The organism is Paracrocinitomix mangrovi (assembly GCF_019740355.2).
GTDB lineage: Bacteria > Bacteroidota > Bacteroidia > Flavobacteriales_D > Crocinitomicaceae > Paracrocinitomix > Paracrocinitomix mangrovi.
In genome coordinates, this window is sequence record NZ_CP091819.1 from 682,802 (window position 1) to 700,332 (window position 17,531).

The 17,531-nt window shown below is 34.7% G+C and carries 17 protein-coding genes; 11 read left to right on the top strand and 6 right to left on the bottom strand.

From position 1 onward, the window contains the following. Positions 1-10 precede the first annotated feature (10 nt). Genes K6119_RS02995 through K6119_RS03030 form a run of 8 tightly spaced genes read left to right on the top strand, consistent with a single transcriptional unit; the run spans position 11 to position 8,604 of the window. Entirely contained in the window at positions 11-1,342 is a 1,332-nt protein-coding gene (locus K6119_RS02995; protein WP_221833810.1) for a hydroxymethylglutaryl-CoA reductase, degradative, read from the top strand. After that, the gene (locus tag K6119_RS03000) at positions 1,339-2,256 is read left to right on the top strand and encodes a GYDIA family GHMP kinase (protein WP_221833809.1); all 918 of its coding nucleotides are present in this window, start codon (positions 1,339-1,341) and stop codon (positions 2,254-2,256) included. Before K6119_RS02995 ends, K6119_RS03000 begins: the two co-directional genes overlap by 4 nt. Beyond that, the gene (locus K6119_RS03005; protein WP_221833807.1) at positions 2,257-3,312 is read left to right on the top strand and encodes a diphosphomevalonate decarboxylase; all 1,056 of its coding nucleotides are present in this window, start codon (positions 2,257-2,259) and stop codon (positions 3,310-3,312) included. A gap of 6 nt (positions 3,313-3,318) precedes the next feature. Then, on the top strand, positions 3,319-4,260 hold the full coding sequence (locus K6119_RS03010) for a GHMP family kinase ATP-binding protein (RefSeq protein WP_221833805.1): 942 nt from the start codon (positions 3,319-3,321) through the stop codon (positions 4,258-4,260). 3 nt (positions 4,261-4,263) lie between these two features. After that, positions 4,264-5,241 carry a polyprenyl synthetase family protein gene (locus K6119_RS03015; protein WP_221833804.1) on the top strand — a complete coding sequence of 326 codons (978 nt, stop codon included), beginning with the start codon at positions 4,264-4,266 and terminating at the stop codon, positions 5,239-5,241. A gap of 5 nt (positions 5,242-5,246) precedes the next feature. Continuing rightward, complete coding sequence (locus K6119_RS03020; RefSeq protein ID WP_221833803.1) at positions 5,247-7,538, top strand: terpene cyclase/mutase family protein; 2,292 nt, start codon at positions 5,247-5,249, stop codon at positions 7,536-7,538. A gap of 3 nt (positions 7,539-7,541) precedes the next feature. Further along, positions 7,542-8,135, top strand: coding sequence for a hypothetical protein (locus K6119_RS03025; RefSeq protein ID WP_221833802.1), 594 nt, complete (start codon positions 7,542-7,544; stop codon positions 8,133-8,135). A gap of 1 nt (position 8,136) precedes the next feature. After that, positions 8,137-8,604, top strand: coding sequence for a CYTH domain-containing protein (locus K6119_RS03030; RefSeq protein ID WP_221833801.1), 468 nt, complete (start codon positions 8,137-8,139; stop codon positions 8,602-8,604). Between the two features lie 2 nt (positions 8,605-8,606). Here the strand turns inward: K6119_RS03030 and K6119_RS03035 are convergent, their stop codons facing one another. Together K6119_RS03035 and K6119_RS03040 are read right to left on the bottom strand one after the other, a co-directional pair. Then, a complete protein-coding gene (locus tag K6119_RS03035) occupies positions 8,607-8,990 on the bottom strand; it encodes a SiaC family regulatory phosphoprotein (RefSeq protein WP_221833800.1) in 384 nt (127 codons plus the stop codon). Between the two features lie 132 nt (positions 8,991-9,122). Next, positions 9,123-9,692, bottom strand: a complete 570-nt coding sequence (locus tag K6119_RS03040; protein ID WP_221833799.1) for a methyltransferase domain-containing protein — start codon at positions 9,690-9,692, stop codon at positions 9,123-9,125. 51 nt (positions 9,693-9,743) lie between these two features. Between K6119_RS03040 and K6119_RS03045 the strand changes: the two genes are divergently transcribed. Further along, on the top strand, positions 9,744-10,724 hold the full coding sequence (locus K6119_RS03045) for a hypothetical protein (RefSeq protein WP_221833797.1): 981 nt from the start codon (positions 9,744-9,746) through the stop codon (positions 10,722-10,724). Here K6119_RS03045 and rlmD read toward each other — a convergent pair whose 3' ends face one another. Next, entirely contained in the window at positions 10,725-12,152 is a 1,428-nt protein-coding gene (rlmD, locus tag K6119_RS03050; RefSeq protein ID WP_221833796.1) for a 23S rRNA (uracil(1939)-C(5))-methyltransferase RlmD, read from the bottom strand. A gap of 84 nt (positions 12,153-12,236) precedes the next feature. Here rlmD and K6119_RS03055 point away from each other — a divergent pair, with 84 nt between their 5' ends. Then, positions 12,237-14,135 carry a CocE/NonD family hydrolase gene (locus tag K6119_RS03055; RefSeq protein WP_221833795.1) on the top strand — a complete coding sequence of 633 codons (1,899 nt, stop codon included), beginning with the start codon at positions 12,237-12,239 and terminating at the stop codon, positions 14,133-14,135. Positions 14,136-14,138: 3 nt separating this feature from the next. Further along, a complete protein-coding gene (locus tag K6119_RS03060; protein ID WP_221833794.1) occupies positions 14,139-14,522 on the top strand; it encodes a hypothetical protein in 384 nt (127 codons plus the stop codon). On the opposite strand, the gene K6119_RS03065 is transcribed toward K6119_RS03060, so the two are convergent. The 3 genes from K6119_RS03065 to ychF all read right to left on the bottom strand — a co-directional run bounded on the left by K6119_RS03065 (position 14,523) and on the right by ychF (position 17,485). Beyond that, positions 14,523-15,239 (bottom strand): LytR/AlgR family response regulator transcription factor, encoded by a 717-nt coding sequence (locus K6119_RS03065; protein ID WP_221833793.1) that lies wholly within the window; start codon positions 15,237-15,239, stop codon positions 14,523-14,525. Further along, positions 15,236-16,294, bottom strand: a complete 1,059-nt coding sequence (locus K6119_RS03070) for a sensor histidine kinase (protein WP_221833792.1) — start codon at positions 16,292-16,294, stop codon at positions 15,236-15,238. Before K6119_RS03070 ends, K6119_RS03065 begins: the two co-directional genes overlap by 4 nt. 96 nt (positions 16,295-16,390) lie before the next feature. Next, positions 16,391-17,485 carry a redox-regulated ATPase YchF gene (gene ychF / locus K6119_RS03075; protein ID WP_221835265.1) on the bottom strand — a complete coding sequence of 365 codons (1,095 nt, stop codon included), beginning with the start codon at positions 17,483-17,485 and terminating at the stop codon, positions 16,391-16,393. Positions 17,486-17,531 lie beyond the last annotated feature (46 nt).

Genomic DNA, 17,531 nt, shown 5'->3' on the forward strand with positions numbered 1-17,531 from the left:
TAAGTAAGTGATGGATAAATTTATTGAAGGGTTTTCGAAAAAGGAAAGAGAAGATAAGATTAGAGCCATAGCTCAGTTCTTCAAAGATTCCGACAAGGCAGTTTCTACTTTTAAAAGTTTTAATCATCCTGATGCCAAAATTCAGGAGATGATAAATGAGTTTAGTGAGAATACAATTTCAAATTTTCACTTACCCTACTCTATAGCACCTAATTTTTTAATCAATGGTAAAACTTATGCAATACCAATGGTTATTGAAGAAAGTTCAGTTGTAGCTGCAGCTTCTAAAAGTGCTAAATTCTGGCACAAATTAGGTGGATTCAGAACAGAAATCATTGACACAGAAAAAGTAGGTCAAGTTCACTTTGTTTGGAAAGATGATGTCAATAAATTGAAAGCCAGATTTGAGGAGTTGAAAGAATTGTTGATTGAAGGATCAGCTGACATCACTAAAAACATGCAAGCCAGGGGCGGAGGAATCAAAGATATCGTTTTGAGAGATCTATCTGATAAAGAACCGGGAGCTATGCAGCTTTTTGTGACTTTTGAAACAGTTGATTCAATGGGAGCCAACTTCGTAAATTCTTGCTTAGAAAGATTTGCTGACCTATTCAGAGACTGGCATAAGGATCAAGATGAATTTACTCCTAACGGATTAGAAATCATCATGTCTATCCTTTCAAACTTAACTCCTAACTGTATGGTAAAGTGTTGGGTTGAAACTGAATTGGAAAACATGAACGACATTGTTCCTGGTATAACAGGAGAAGAATTTGCTAATAAATTCAGACGTGCTGTACGAATTGCACAAATAGATCCATACAGAGCAACTACACATAATAAAGGAATTTATAACGGAATTGATGCTGTTGTTTTAGCAACTGGTAACGATTTTAGAGCAGTAGAAGCGTGCGGACATGCATATGCTAGCATGAATAAAGACGGTTACACTTCTTTAACTCATTGCGAAATTAAAGATGGTAAGTTCAGATTTGAGCTTAACCTTCCAATTGCATTAGGTGTAGTTGGTGGTTTAACTAATCTCCATCCTTTGGTAAAATTGTCACATGAAATTTTAGATCATCCTTCGGCTAGAGAATTAATGAGTATTGCTGCAGCTGCTGGATTAGCAAACAATTTTGGAGCGGTAAAATCATTGACTACAACCGGTATCCAACAAGGACATATGAAAATGCACCTTTTCAACATTATGAACCAATTAGAAGTTGAAAAAGGTAACAGACAGAAAGTAGTGGATTATTTCAAGGACAAAAATGTCTCTGTTTCTGCTGTTAGAGAATATGTTGAAGAGTTAGAGTTGGCTGCAACATCTAAAAATTGATTCAAGAAAGTACACATAAAACAACAACTTATCAGGCTGCTGGTAAGCTGATGCTCTTTGGAGAGTACCTTGTACTTGATGGAGCTAAAAGTCTCGCTTTCCCTTTAAAATATGGCCAAAAACTAGAAGTATCACCTAATGAAAATAATTTAATTCGTTGGGAAAGTCATGGTCCGGATGGTATTTGGTACAATGCTATTTTGGATGATAAGTTCAGAGAAATTGAATCATCTGACAGTAATGTAACGCAGGTATTGAAACGCTTGTTAAAAGAGATTTCAATTATGAATCCTGAGTTGCATATGTTCAACGATTTTAAAATTACAGCTGATTTTAATTTGAAATGGGGATTTGGCTCATCCTCTACTTTTATAAGTCTACTTTCTCAATGGTCAGATATTGATCCCTTTTTCCTTTTGCAAGAGTCTTTTGGAGGATCTGGATATGATTTGGCTTGTGCCACAGCCAATGGCCCTATCGTCTATCAAATTTTGCCAGATGATATTGGTTGGGAAGAAGTTAATCTAAGCAGTGAATTAACCAATAAATGGTTATTCGTCTATTTAGGTCAAAAACAAAGTAGCAAGGATGAAATAGAGAAATTTCAAAAAAGGCTTGTCACTATTGAAGATATTAAGAAAATGAACGATATAGTTGATGAGGCATTGGCTAGCAATGAGATAGCACATTTTGAGTCGCTAATTAACGACTCTGAATCGTTAATATCTTCAATTATTGGCCGTAAAATGTTAAAAGACCATATCTTTGCGGATTATAATTATGGTATCAAATCTTTGGGAGCATGGGGAGGAGATTATTTTCTCGCCACATTCCGTGATTTAGAAGAAGCTAAAAACTACTTTAAATCAAAAGGGTATGATACCATGTTTACGTATGATGAACTCATAAAATAGATGGGAAATACTACTGAAACTACAAACGAGATCAAAGTTAAATGGCGTTGTCCGTCTAACATTGCAATTGTAAAATACTGGGGAAAAAAGAGTGTTCAAATTCCTTGCAACCCTTCGTTAAGTTTAACGCTTAGTAACTCTTACACTGAGGTAGAAGTTACTGTGTCTGAAAAAACTACACACGAGCAAGTTGAACTAACGTATTATTTTGAAGGAGAGGAGAATCAAAAATTCGGAAATCGTGTAGCAGCTTATTTGGCTGACAACATTGATAGTTTTCCTTATTTAAATATGGTGGCTGTTACAATTCAGTCAAAAAATAGTTTTCCACACTCGGCTGGTATTGCTTCTTCAGCTTCTGCTTTTGGAGCAATTGCACTTGCTATGCTTGATATCGCTTATCAATTTGAAGAAAAAGAAATTGATGATGACTTTTATCAAAAAGCAAGTGAATTAGCAAGATTAGGAAGTGGAAGTGCATGTAGATCTGTTTTTCCTTCATACTCAATCTGGGGTGAAGTAGACGGAATTGAAGGTACTTCAAATGAATATGCAGTTGGTGTTCACAACATCCACCCTATCTTTAAAAATTACAAAGATGCTATCCTTATTGTTGAGGATGAGCCAAAAAAGATATCAAGTACAGTTGGTCATTCTTTGATGAATGATCATCCATTTGCTGAAATTAGATTTAAACAAGCAGAAAAAAGAACAAAAGAGTTGGTTGATATATTGGAAGAAGGAGATATTGATTCTTTCATCCAAATATGTGAATCAGATGCGTTGACATTGCATGCAATGATGATGACATCTACTGATTATTATCTTTTGGTTAAGCCTGGAACTATTACTGCTATCGAAAAAATCATGCAGTTTAGACTAGAAAATCTTGTACCTGTTTGTTTTACATTGGATGCAGGTCCAAATGTTCATGTTTTATATCCTGAAAAATACCAGGATGTTGTTGAAGAGTTTATCAACACAGAGTTGAAAGACACTTATAAAAAGGTTATTTTTGACCACGAAGGCGAAGGCCCTCAAAAATTGAGCATCTAAACACCAATGGAAAAGTTCACCTCCAAAGTTTTGTTGTTTGGAGAGTATAGTTTACTCTACGACAGCATGGCACTAACAATGCCTTTTGACAAGTTTTCAGGGCAATTTAGCTATGCTGATACGGCTATTGATGCAATTCAAGCTGCTAAATCAAATCAGGGACTTAGAAAATTTTGCACGCATATTTTGGATAATCACACTGATGAGCAATTCAAATTGAACGTACAAAAATTCAAAACTGAATTAGATAAAGGACTTTTCTTTGAAAGCAACATACCTCAAGGTTTTGGGTTAGGAAGTTCAGGAGCATTAGTGGCCGCTATATTTTTAAGATATCTGGATAAAGCAGGTGACTTTAAGGATGAATTGAAAGTATTAACCAAAGAGAAAATCAAGCACTTAAAAGCTACACTAGGTGGCTTAGAAGGATATTTTCATGGCACGAGCTCTGGAATTGATCCATTAAGTATTTTGATCAATGAGCCACTTTTAGTTAAATCAAACTTTGAAATTGTTCCGGTTAAGGTACCAACCTACAAGCCCGAAGGAAAACATGTAGTGTTTTTACTAAATACAGGATTGTCTAGAAATACAGACAAATTAGTTGGTCAATTTAAAGCAAGTGCATCTACTGCTGAATTCAAGAATAAATTAGAGTGTCAATTAACTCCATATACAAATGACGGTATTAACAACTTTTTAAATGCTAATACTGATGAATTGTATTTGAATTTATACAATCTGGTAAAATTTCAGCACGGTGAAATGAATTACTTAATTCCTGAAAAATATCTAGATACTGTATCAAACGGACTAGATTCAGGAGATTATTTTTTAAAAATATGTGGAGCCGGTGGTGGCGGATACATGTTAGGTTTTACTCAAAATTGGGAATCAACTCAAGAACAACTACAAGGTGAAGATCTTGAGGTTTTATATAGATTTTAAGTTATGACAGCAATCGCAACAAGTTTACAGGAACAAAAAGAAGCAATTGAGAAGTTTTTAGAAACCAAAGCGTTGGAAACTTTTCCAGAGAATTTATATGATGCTGTTCATCATATCATGACCTTAGACGGAAAACGTCTGCGTCCTATGATGGTATTGATGAGTGCTCAAGGATTCAATGTTCCTCAAGAAAAAGCTATGGCTGCTGCCATTTCTATTGAAGTATTTCACAACTTCACTTTGGTTCATGATGATATTATGGACAAAGCCAAATTGAGAAGAGGAAAAATAACAGTTCACGAAAAATTTGGTGTAGACAAGGCTATCGTAACCGGAGATGCCATGCTTCCTCATGCGGTAAGTCTATTAATTCAAGATAATGCTGATAAAGCCGGAGAATTATTGAATTGCTTCAACAAAATGGGAAAAGAAGTAATGGAAGGTCAGCAATTTGACATGGAATTTGAAACCAGAAATGATGTTTCAGTTGATGAATACATGAATATGATTCGTCTTAAGACATCTGTTTTATTTGGTGCTGCTTGTGAAATTGGAGCTATCATAGGAGGTGCATCTGAAGCTGACAAAAGAGCTTTGTATGACTTTGGTTTATATTCTGGATTAGCATTCCAAATTATGGATGATTATTTGGATACTTTCGGAGATGAATCATTTGGTAAAAAGATTGGTGGAGACATCCTTTTAAATAAAAAGTCTTTCTTATTGGTTAATGCTATGCAAAAGGCCAATGACGAACAAAGAAAAAGAATTTTTGACTTGTTCGAAGAGAAGGATGAAAACACTAAAATTAAAGCTTTCCAGGATTTGTATCACGAAATGGGAATACCTCAAATTGCATTGGATACAATGGAAGAATTGCACGATAAATCTGTCAATGCAGTAAAATCTACTTCATTAGATGATGAAAACAAAGAACGTATCATTCATCTTGGAGAAGTAATGCTTAGAAGAACCAAATAATTTTTATGAGTTCAGCAGATCAAACTACCCAAACTAAAATCAACTTTGCTGAAAAGGACAAAACCTATTTCTGGAATTGCTGGAAATTTGAGACTAAAAATGGACAGCAAAGATGGTACTTTGATCTACCTACTGAACTTAAGGATATTGTAAAATCTGAAGCAGACTGGGATAAAGCTGAAGCAAAAGATTTTCTTAAACACTTTGATGAAGCCTACATATTTGATAAATCTGTTAATCCTAACAGTGCAGATCAAGTATTACGTTGGTTAAGAGCTGAAGAAGTTGATCCTCATAAATTAATTGATATAGATGAAAATGCTTCTCTTAAAGAAAGAGTAAGAACATCTTTGTTAAACGGATTTTCATATTACGAAACACTGCAAGAGCCTGATGGTAACTGGGCAGGAGATTATGGCGGGCCTCTTTTTCTAATTCCTGGTTTAATTATCGCTTCTTATATCACAGATTCACCTTTTGAAAAGCCTATGCAGGTTTTAATGAAGCGAAATTTGTGGAACCATCAAAATGAAGATGGTGGATGGGGATTACACATTGAAGGAGAATCAATCATGTTTGGAACAATCATGCAGTACATAACACTGCGATTGTTAGGCGAAGATTTGAGTAATCCTGATATGCAGAGAGCGCAAAAATGGATTTTAGATAATGGTGGTGCCGTAAATGTTCCAATGTGGGGTAAATTCTATTTATCAGTTTTAAATGTTTACGAATGGAAAGGAAATGATGCCCTGCTTCCTGAAATGTGGAAGTTTCCTAAATGGGTTCCTTTTCATCCAGGAAAGTACTGGTGCCATGATAGGATGATCTTTTTACCAATGTCTTATTGCTATGGTAACAAAGTAAAAATGGAAGAAAATGATTTGATCAGAGAAATCAGAACTGAAATTTATACTGAGGACTACGATAAAATCAATTGGAAAAAGGCTAGAAAACAGGCTTGCGAAAAAGACATTTTTCATCCCGTAAACAAATGGTACAAGCGCTTAAGCAAGATTACCAACGGTTATGAAAAAATCCATCTAAAAGGACTTAGAAGAAAATCATTGAAATATGTTCGCGATTATATAGATCACGAAGACATTCATACAAGATATATCAATATTGGACCGGTGAATCAAGCCATCAATTCAATTTGTGTTTGGCACATGCACGGTAAGGATTCTGAAGAATTCAAACAACACGTTTATCGTTGGCAGGATTATTTGTGGATTGCAGAAGATGGAGCTAAAATGGGAGGATACAATGGTTCTCAGTTATGGGATACTTCATTTGCCGGACAGGCTTTACTTGAAGCCAATATGGAAGATGATTTCCCTGAAATGGCTGAGAAAATCTACCATTTTATTGATATCACCCAAATTGATAGAGATCCTAAAGACCACAAAAAATACTGGAGAGATGTTACATTAGGATGTTGGCCATTTTCAACTATTGATCACGCCTGGGCTGTAACAGATTGTACCTCTGAAGGAATGAAGACTGCCCTACTCTATAATAACAAGCCTCATGTAAACAAGGCTAATGTTATAGATGAAAACAGACTAAAACCTGCGATAGATTGGTTGCTTTTTATGCAAAATGACGACGGTGGTTGGGCTTCATATGAAAAGAAACGTGCTCCTCAATGGATTGAAGTATTAAATCCTGCCATGCTATTTGAAAACATCATGGTTGAAGTTACTTATACCGAGTGTTCTTCTGCTACCATGCAAGGATTAAAGGAGTTTTCTCAGAATCATGACTATAGAAAAGCTGATATTCAAAAAGCCTTAGCCAAAGGAACTGAGTTTATAAAAAAGAAACAAAGTGAAGACGGATCATGGTACGGTTGCTGGGGAGTTTGCTTTACTTATGGAACCTGGTTCGGGATTGAAGGGCTATTATGTGGTGGATTAGAAGGATATGAAAACGGAAATCCTTCAAAAGAAATTAAAGATGCTTGTGAGTTTTTAATGAGCAAGCAAAACGAAGACGGAAGTTGGGGTGAATCTTTTGAGAGCTGTGTAAACCATTGCTATATTCAACATGAAGATGGTCAGATCATTAATACTGGCTGGGCATTATTGGGATTAATGAAGGCAAAATATCCTGACAAGCAAGCCATTGAAAAAGGAGTTGAATTCTTGATGTCTCGTCAATGGGAAAATGGAGACTTTCCTCAAGAAGGTATCTCTGGAGTATTCAATGGAAACTGCATGGAAACCTATACGTCATATAGAAACGTATTTCCACTGTGGGCGCTAGCCAGATACTATCAGTACTATGCTGATTAATTCTTGATTTTTTCCGAAATTGGGAGAATTCAACATCATTTTTTGAAGTCCTACCTAGACGATATTATCCCTTTACAAGATTTGCTTGATAAGTTGCAAAAAATAGCCAATCAGCTCAATGCTGAGCTCACTATTAACGATCAAAAAGACAATTTACTAACAGAAATCAACCAACCAAACCCCGTTGTTTTAATTGTGTATCAAAATGATGAACAAAAATTTTTCATCAAATATAGTTTAGGATTAAGTTGGTCGGCAGAAGTAACTACCTTTCTAAGTAGTATTAATCATTACAAATTAGAAATTGCATGTGTAAATCACTTTCTAAATTTATTTCTACAAAAAAAGAATCGGTTCAAAATTAAAACTGACGATCATATTTTAAAAAGCAAAATTAAACAGGAATCATCCTTTCTAAAGCTTTCTGATATTGCGAAACAAACAAGTTTTGAGCCTAATTTATATACCTATCAAAAGGATGACAAAATTGTCATTAAAACAGAATATGATATTCGATACTTTTACGAAAGAACTAGTGAAATTATTCCAATGATAGAATTTTACCGATTCCTTGGATTACATTTCAAAACAAAATAATATGCCTTTAGAAATTGAACACAAATATCTGATCAATCAAGAAGAATGGAGTAAAGTCACTCCTGATCAATCAATACATATACAACAGGCTTTTATCTTTTCAACAGTTGAAAAATCAGTACGTGTAAGAATTTATGGAGAACAAGGTTTTTTGACCATAAAGGGCAAAACCATGGGCGCTACAAGAAAAGAATTTGAATATGAAATTCCGAAAACAGAGGCTCAAGAACTAATCAATGACTTTGGAGAGAATCTCATTGAAAAAATCAGATATATAGTAACTATCAATGATAATTGCTGGGAAGTAGATGAATTTTTAGGAGCTAACAAAGGTTTATTTGTTGCAGAAATTGAATTGTCCAATGAATCTGAAAACTACAGTAAACCTTCTTGGCTAGGAATAGAAGTCACCGAGGATCCGAAATATCTCAACGTTAATTTGGCTAAAAATCCTTTCAGTAAATGGTGATTTTACAAAGCTTTACGTTTTACTTTGACCTTGATAATGTCTCCCAACATGTATTTAAAGTCCTCTCCTACTAACCTCATGTCCTCATCATCCTGATCATATTCCCAATAAACTTCAAAAAGTCTATCTGAAAAATGACTTTTTAAACCAGACAAGGTTTTAAAAAGTATCATTCCTGAACTGGTGTTTACGTATTTTAAATCAACATATAATCTGATATGTTTGAGCTCAACCATTTTAAAAATGGATAACCAATTTAAAAATGGTCTGAAAAATGTCACACTATCTTCTGGCTTACATATTCCCCGGATAGATATGATCCCATCAATTTTGCTACCCTCAATGTGCGGTGTGTTATCAGTAGCGTTAAGTTTGAATTCGTTCATTTTAAAGTCTGTTATGGTCGTACCTTTAAGATACAAACAATTATGCATACATAACTTAAATCTTTCGTTGAATGAACTTAGAATTCAGCTAAATGAACATATTCTACCTAGTAATAAAATTGCAACTTACTATTATTTAGCTATTTCTACCCAAAACTCTCTTCCTTTTCTTGGCTCAATAGAATTACGACAAGGCTCAATTTTAATGGATGAAAAATGATTTGTGAACCTGTCAACATATTCATCTTTGCATCCCCCAAAAGGTGGACCATCTACAAGTGGAAAATCAAATAACAAACCAACCAATTTACCTTCTCTATGCAAAAGTTCATCCATCTTTTTACAATACATATTTCGCATCTCAGGATGAATGGCACAGAAAAATGTTTGTTCAATAATTAAATCATACTCACCACTATGCTCAAAAAAGTCCTTGTGTAAGACATGATTTCTAGGAAAATCAGGATAACGCTCCATAAAAGAATTTACTGCACCTTCTGATATATCAATGACAGTTACATTGCTGAATCCTTGATGGTGTAGGTACTCAGCTTCGTATGCATTTCCTGCTCCGGGAATTAGAATTCTAATTTCTTTGTTTGCAATTTGATCAACATATTCCTTAATGGGTGTACTTATATAGCCAATATCCCAGCCTGTATTTCCATTTGCCCATTTATCTTCCCAGAAATCCTTTTCCATTTTGGTTCACATTTTGATATTTACTAATTTAGTTATCTTCTTACTTTCAAAATGAAAAAATTAATAATAGTAGCTGTCATCCTTTCATCCTTCACTGCATTAGCCGGTGGATTTAGATGGCCTAACGTACCTTATCACCACGCGAAACTACATCTGTTTAACATTCCATTTAAAGAGCCTGCCAAAATTGACTATTATTTGGTTAAAGATGGTGCATATGCTAAATCTAAAATTGGTGAAGGATATGTACTGGACGATACGTTTTTAAAGGAATTACATGCTGTTTTGGCCAGAGGAGTTGATGAATTAATTCAGGGACTTTCTGGATGCTACATCCCGCGTCATGGAATTATCTATTACAATGAAAAGAATGAACCAGTAGCCGCTTTTTCAGTATGCCTTGAATGTGAGAAAATTGATTTTTGGAGCAGTAGAGATATAAGCAGCCAAATCAGACATCCTCATGGTAAGTTGAATATTCAAAAAGCTGAATATCAAATAAAGAAAATTAAAGAACTATTTGTAGGTAAAAACATCCCTGTCTATGATAAGGAAGAACAATATGAAGCATATTTGGACAGTTGTGAAGGATGCAATAATTTGGGTGAAATGAATTTTTCAATGGACGAACGAGACACTTTATTTAATAAACCATTCACAATTCAGGATATTTGGGGATGGATGAACGAACACTATAAAGATGATAACGGTTTTAAAGAAGAAGAAACCACTAAAATAACTGCAGGTGGAGACAAATACACATATAAACAAATCGTTGATAAAGAAGGAAGTAAATTCGTCTTTAATTTTGATGAGCAGCCAAAGATGATTGAAGCTACAATAGTCAGTAATAAAGTAATTCTCCCAAATGGATTAAGAGTTGGTATGTCACTGGAAGATATTCAAAATCAAATGCTGGTTTATGACGGAATATCCTGGCCAGCGATAATGAAATTTAAAAAACCGGCTTACACTATCACCTATCATATAGCGAGACAAACTATCACTAAAATAGAAATGGTGAGTAAGTAATTATTCCTTGATAAAAAGCGCTACAGCTTCAATGTGAGAAGTGTGAGGAAATTGATCAACTAAGGACAGTTTTTTTAACTTATAACCTTCCATATCCATTTCTTTTGCATCTCTTGCTTGTGTTGCCGGATTACATGAAATGTACACTATTTGCTTAGCACCTATAGCCATTACTTTCTTTAGTGTTTTGGGAGCAATCCCCGCTCTCGGAGGATCCAAAATAATAGTGTGAATCTTTCCTGTGAAATTTGGATATTCATTCAAAAACTTTCCTACATCAGCCGCATAAAAATCCAGATTTCCAATTTTATTACGCTTAGCATTTCGTTTAGCATCTTCTATTGCTTCAGGTACTATATCCACTCCAACAACTTTAACTCCTTCTATTTTAGAGGCCATAATTTGACCTATTGTTCCGGTACCACAAAACAAATCCATCAAGTATTGATTACTTAAATCAAAATTCTCCTGCGCGTACTCAATGGCTTTAGCATAAAGTCTTTCTGCACTTTTAGGATTGGTTTGAAAAAAGCTCTCCATACTAATCTCAAAGTTCAACCCCAACAATTTCTCTAATACAACAGTTTCACCAAATAGCAATTCATTATTACCATTTTCAATCTTTGCTCTGTCTGAAACATCATCATTGATGGTATGCTGTAAACCTGCCAGTCTCTTTCCTAAAAGGTTTTGCATAAAGTCTGCAAATGCTTTTCTGTCAAACTTTTTTAACCCTTGTGAAGAGGTCACTAGATTGATCAACAATTGGTCCTGATCAAATGATTTTCTTACTACCAGATGCCTAAAAAATCCCTTTTTCTGAGGAGGGTGCCAGGCAGGTAAATTTGTAGTGGCCAGAAATTCTCGTATCTCGTGCAGTTTATTCTCAAAATCTTTGTCAAATAATCCACTTTCCTTATCCAGATTTTCCACTTTCCACCAGGTTCCTCTTGTCTTAAATCCTAAAGCAAAAGCATCATCTACTTCTTCTCCACTCTCTAAATCCTGACGAATACTAGAGAAAGAATACTCCATTTTATTACGATAATTAAAATCAGCTGGTGAAGCAATATATGATTCAAATTTGTCTTCAACGTCTTGAATATCTCCAATTCTCTTGTATTGCTGAAGTGTGGATTCTTGCTTTAATTTATGCTGAACATCCACCGGTAATTTGATATACGGAGCACCGGAAATTGGTTGATATCCTAAATCTACCGCAATTGGAGAATCTTTGATTACTCTCAACAATTTACATTCAGCATGTTTTTTGCGCTTTTTGGCGATTCTGGCCTCAACTACTTGACCCGGATAGGTATTTTCAACAAAAATCACATACTGACCTTGTTCAGTTTGTTGTTTAGCAATTCCTTTACCACCAAAGGCGTAATCGGTAATTTCTACTTCTATGATATCTCCTCTTTTCAACTTAAATGTAAATTATTTAGGGCTGCAAATTTAGGTATAAATTAGGCAAGGCAATCTGATTGCTTTTGAGTAGATTTGTTTCCTATGAAAAATTTAAGGCTACTATTTCTTGCTCCATTATGGACAATCCTAGTATTTATAGGCAATTCATGTAGTAGTGAATCTGAGAATTCCTCTTATAAAACATTTACAAAAGAGGACTATTCAAAGAAAGAAGTTTACATTGAAATGAGAGATGGAGCCAAATTATTCACGACCATCTATTCGCCAAAAGATAAAGATCAAGATTATCCCGTGATCATTAAAAGAACTCCTTATAGCTGTAATCCCTATGGCGCAGATACAATGCCGGAAAAGATCTCTCACAATCCTAAACTAGTTGAATCCGGATATATTTTTGTTGTGCAGGATGTAAGAGGAAGATGGAACAGTGAAGGTGTATTTGAAAATGTAAAACCACCCTATTCCCTTTGGGATTCAACAGCAACAGATGAGTTGACAGATAGCTATGACACTTATGATTGGTTGGTAGAAAATCTTGAAAACTTCAATGGAAATATTGGACAATATGGGAATTCGTATCCTGGATGGACCACCTTGATTGGAGCCAGAACTAATCATCCAAACCTAAAAGCCGTAATGGCAATGGCTCCAGTTACCAACTTTTTTTATGAAGATTTTTACAGATATGGATTGTGCGGGATGAATTATATCCCAGTGATGAATGCGTTTGGAACCTATAAAGATGAACCTACCACAGAAAGCTGGTATGATATGAAAGATTCAATTTATGGTTTAGATCAGGTTGAAGAAGGAGAATCAGTTCCATATTACGAGTTTTTTAGGGAAAGACTTGCGCTTACCAATTTTGAAGACATTATGGGTGACAACTTTTTTTGGAAGGAAATTAAGGCTCATCCTAATTATGATGAATATCAAGACAAAAGAAATTGGTTGAATTACATTAAAGAACCCATGTCGCCTCAAATTATGATAGTAGGTGGTTGGCATGATGAACAAAATTTATTTGGAATACTTAATTCCTACAAATCGCTCGTAGAATCTAATCCTGACGCGCAGCTGGTGGTAGGTCCCTGGTCACATGGACACAATAAGAACAGAGATTCATTGTATTGCTTAGGAGATATTTGTTTTGGGACAGATATTTCAAAGAACTTTCAAGAAGGAATTGAATTTGATTATTGGGAGTATCACTTAAAAGGAAAAGGAGAAGCTCCGAATTTTAGTGTGAGATTATTTGATACGGGAATATTAGTTTGGAAAGAATTTGAAGAATTTCCTCCTACTTCAAACGAAGAAATCACCTACTTTTTGTCAAATGATGGGAGCTTAAGTTCTGAATTGACGCATCAAGAAGGATTCAAAGAATTTGTTTCAGACCCATTGAATCCTGTTCCGTTTTTAGAAGAAGATAATTTTTACCGAATGGCACCCAAGTCATACATGACAGCTGATCAAAGATTCTTAGCGAACCGTAAAGATGTTTTATCGTTTACATCTGATGTATTAGAAGAGGACTTGACAGTTAATGGCGAAGTGAAGGCATTGATAAACTTTGCTTCTAGTATGGAAGATGCAGATGTGTACGTTAAATTAATAGATGTTTATCCGGATGTAAGAAGTAATAAAGAACATGATTTAGAAGATGTAGATTACAGTGGGTATCAAAGATTGATTCGACTTGGTTACATTAGAGCAAGATTTAGAAATGGATTTGTTACTCCTGAGCGTTTGGTTGCAGGTGAAAAAACTTCTATTCAAGTACCTTTATTAGAGGTGTTTCATACCTTTAAAAAAGGTCACCGAATTATGATACAGGTGCAAAGTAGCATGTTTCCATTATTTGACATGAATCCACAAAATTGGAAAGACAATATTTTTGAAGCAACGAAAGAAGACTTTAAATCGTCTGTCCACAAAGTTTATAATGACAGTAAAATCATTTTACCAATAAATAATTAAACAATGAAAAATTTCATTTTAACACTATCACTTTTAGTAATCAGTTCATTATCATTTTCTCAAAATCAAGGAAACAGATACATGTTTACTGGAAAATTGATTGCAAGTCCTTCTAACATTACAACTTGTGATACAGATAAAATTGCAGCTGTTTTTGAATTTGAGGTACAAATGATTTCAGACAATGCTTACACTGCTCAAAATATTGCGATTATCGTTGTATGTCCTGCAGGATTAGGTGCAGATTACCTAAAAGTTGGTTCTACTTACAAAATGGAATTGTTTGATGACAATACAGATACTTTTACCATCATCAATGAAAGTGTTTTAGACAACTACAGTCTTACCTACAATTATTACGCAGGAGATATCAGAAGAATAGACTAATTAAAGGCTAAAACGGTCTTTGAATTTTATTGTCTGTCTTCTTGAAATTTCGATTTTGGTTCCGCAACTCAGCTCAATTTGTAAGCCACCATTGAACCAACTTTCAACATTTACAATGTGATTTAAATTCACTAGGAATTTTCTGTTTGCACGGAAAAACAATCTCTCATCCATTCTTTCTTCCAGACTATTCAAAGATCTTAAGATTAAAGGTCGAAAGCTATCAAACTTAACTTTCACGTAATTTCCTTCGGATTCAAAATAACGGATATCATTTACGTTTATAAACCAAACTTTGTCTCCATCCTTGATTAGAACTTTATCACCCTCTTTTAAAACAGAGGCATTTTCAACAGACTCAGGCAATCTGTTTTCTTCCATTAACCTGCTATGAACCTCAGATAATCTCTCGGGGTCAATCGGTTTCATTAGATAATCATAGGCATTTAGCTCAAAAGCTTTTATTGCATATTCATCATATGCTGTAACGAAGATGGTTCTTGGAGGATTTTGCATCTTCTCCAATAACTGAAGTCCTGTTTCACCCGGCATTTGAATATCCATAAAAACCAAATCCGGCTGATCGCGTTCAATGGCTTCTTTGGCTTCAATAGCATTCTTATACTCACCTATCACTTCAATATCTTCATATTCAGACAAAAGACCTTTTAATTCTTCTCTTGCTAAACGTTCATCATCTACTATTATCGTTTTCATCTATAGTCAATTTTTATCGTAGCGTACACCATTCCATCTCTTTCTTCAATGTTGAATGATCCATTCTCGCCATATAATATCTCTAGTCTTTTTTTTGTGTTAGCCACTCCAACACCATTTTCTGCCAAATTATCATTCAATGTACCAGGGTTAGATACTGTAAGCACAAGTGAATTGTCTGTACACTTTCCTACAACAGTTATTTCACCGCCGTCTATTGATTTAGAAATCCCATGCTTAATTGAGTTTTCAATAATTGTTTGCAACATTAATGGCGGTACTTCACAAGACATACAGTTTTCATCAATCTTGTAATCTATTTTTAAACGCTCTTCAAAACGAATTTTCTCAAGCTCCAAATAATTCTTAACCAATTCTAATTCATCTTCCAGCTTAACAATTGAATGTTTTCCTAAATTAATTGAGTTGCGAAGCAGGCTTGATAATCTCGTTATGGCCACTTTTGCTTGTTCTGGATCTAAGCCAACAAGTGCACGAATTGAATTCAATGAATTAAACAAAAAATGAGGATTTAATTGGGCTCTTAAATTTTTCAATTCAATTTCATTGGCAGAGGCATCCAATTTTAATCTTTGAATTTCCTGATTTCTGGATTTCTCAATAAAAATGAATGAAAGATAAAATCCTGTCCACAGTAAGAATAGTAGAATTGATCTAAAAACAGCAAAAGTAAAGTTGGCCCAATCAAAACTTTGATCATCACTCACTGCAACGTCATTAACAAAATCTACTTCTATCACCTCTGTAATATAATATTGAAATAATTCTAATAAAATAGCCGCCAACAAAGACATTACCAGTGTCCAAAGGATAATCACAAAAAGTGATTTGGCCACCATATTGTACCTAATTATAAAATACCTGATTGAATGTGAAATCAGAATAGAAACCGCAATGGATGATGAAATGTAAATGTAAAGATTGGTGGTTGCTATAAACTCATCCGTATTAAATAGCAGAATCATTGAAAAAATGAAGTATGCACTCCAACCAATAATCTGCGCTATCCAATAAAAAAGAGCTTTTCTTTCCATACAGAACTAAAGTACAAATCAAATTTGCATTTCTTCACTATGTTAGGAAATGTGGAATAGATTCCTCCAAGAACGAATTAAAACAATGATGAAAGGTTAAACGTTGTGTCTAAAGTGCATGATGTCTCCATCCTCAACAACGTAAGCTTTACCTTCAACTTTTAATTTTCCGGCTTCTTTCACTGCGTTCTCTGAACCTAAGCTGATGAAATCACTAAATTTCATTACCTCAGCTCTAATAAAGCCTTTTTCAAAATCAGAGTGAATTACACCTGCAGCTTGAGGAGCTGTAGCACCAATAGGAACTGTCCATGCTCTAACTTCTTTTACACCTGCGGTGAAATACGTTTGAAGATTCAATAACTTATACGCAGCTCTAATTAATCTGTTTACACCAGCTTCCTCTAAACCTAATTCTTCAAGAAACAAAGCACGTTCTTCGTAAGTTTCAAACTCTGCAATATCTGCTTCAATCTTTGTTCCTATTATCAACATTTCAGCTCCTTCAGCTTCCGCAATAGGTTCAATTAACTTAGTATAAGCGTTTCCAGTTTTAACAGATGATTCATCCACATTACACAGATACAAAACAGGCTTTGCTGTTAAAAGGTGCATATTCTTCATCACCTCAATTTCAGGATCTGTTTCAGGAACAACCGTTCTTGCCGGTTGACCAGCTTCTAAAGCAGATTTCAACTTTTCGCAAAAATCATATTGCTTTACCAATTCTTTATCTCCCGATTTTACTGCTCTTTTTAGAGAATTGATTTTGTTTTCAACCGTCTCTAAATCTTTAAGCTGTAATTCGTAATCAATTACTTCTTTATCTCTTACCGGATCTACTGAACCGTCAACGTGAACAATATTATCATCATCAAAACAACGCAAAACGTGAATAATGGCATCTACCTCTCTAATGTTGGCTAAAAATTGATTACCCAAGCCTTCACCTTTGTGAGCTCCTTTTACCAATCCGGCAATATCTACAATCTCTATAGTAGTTGGCACTACTCTTTCTGGATGTACAATATTCTCCAATTCAGATAACCTGTTATCCGGAACTGTAATAACACCCACATTAGGTTCAATGGTGCAAAAAGGAAAGTTTGCAGATTGTGCCTTAGCATTAGACAAACAATTAAAAAGAGTTGATTTACCAACATTAGGAAGACCAACAATACCACATTTCAATGCCATTTATTCTTAAGTTTAGGGCGCAAAGATAGTTGAAAGAAAC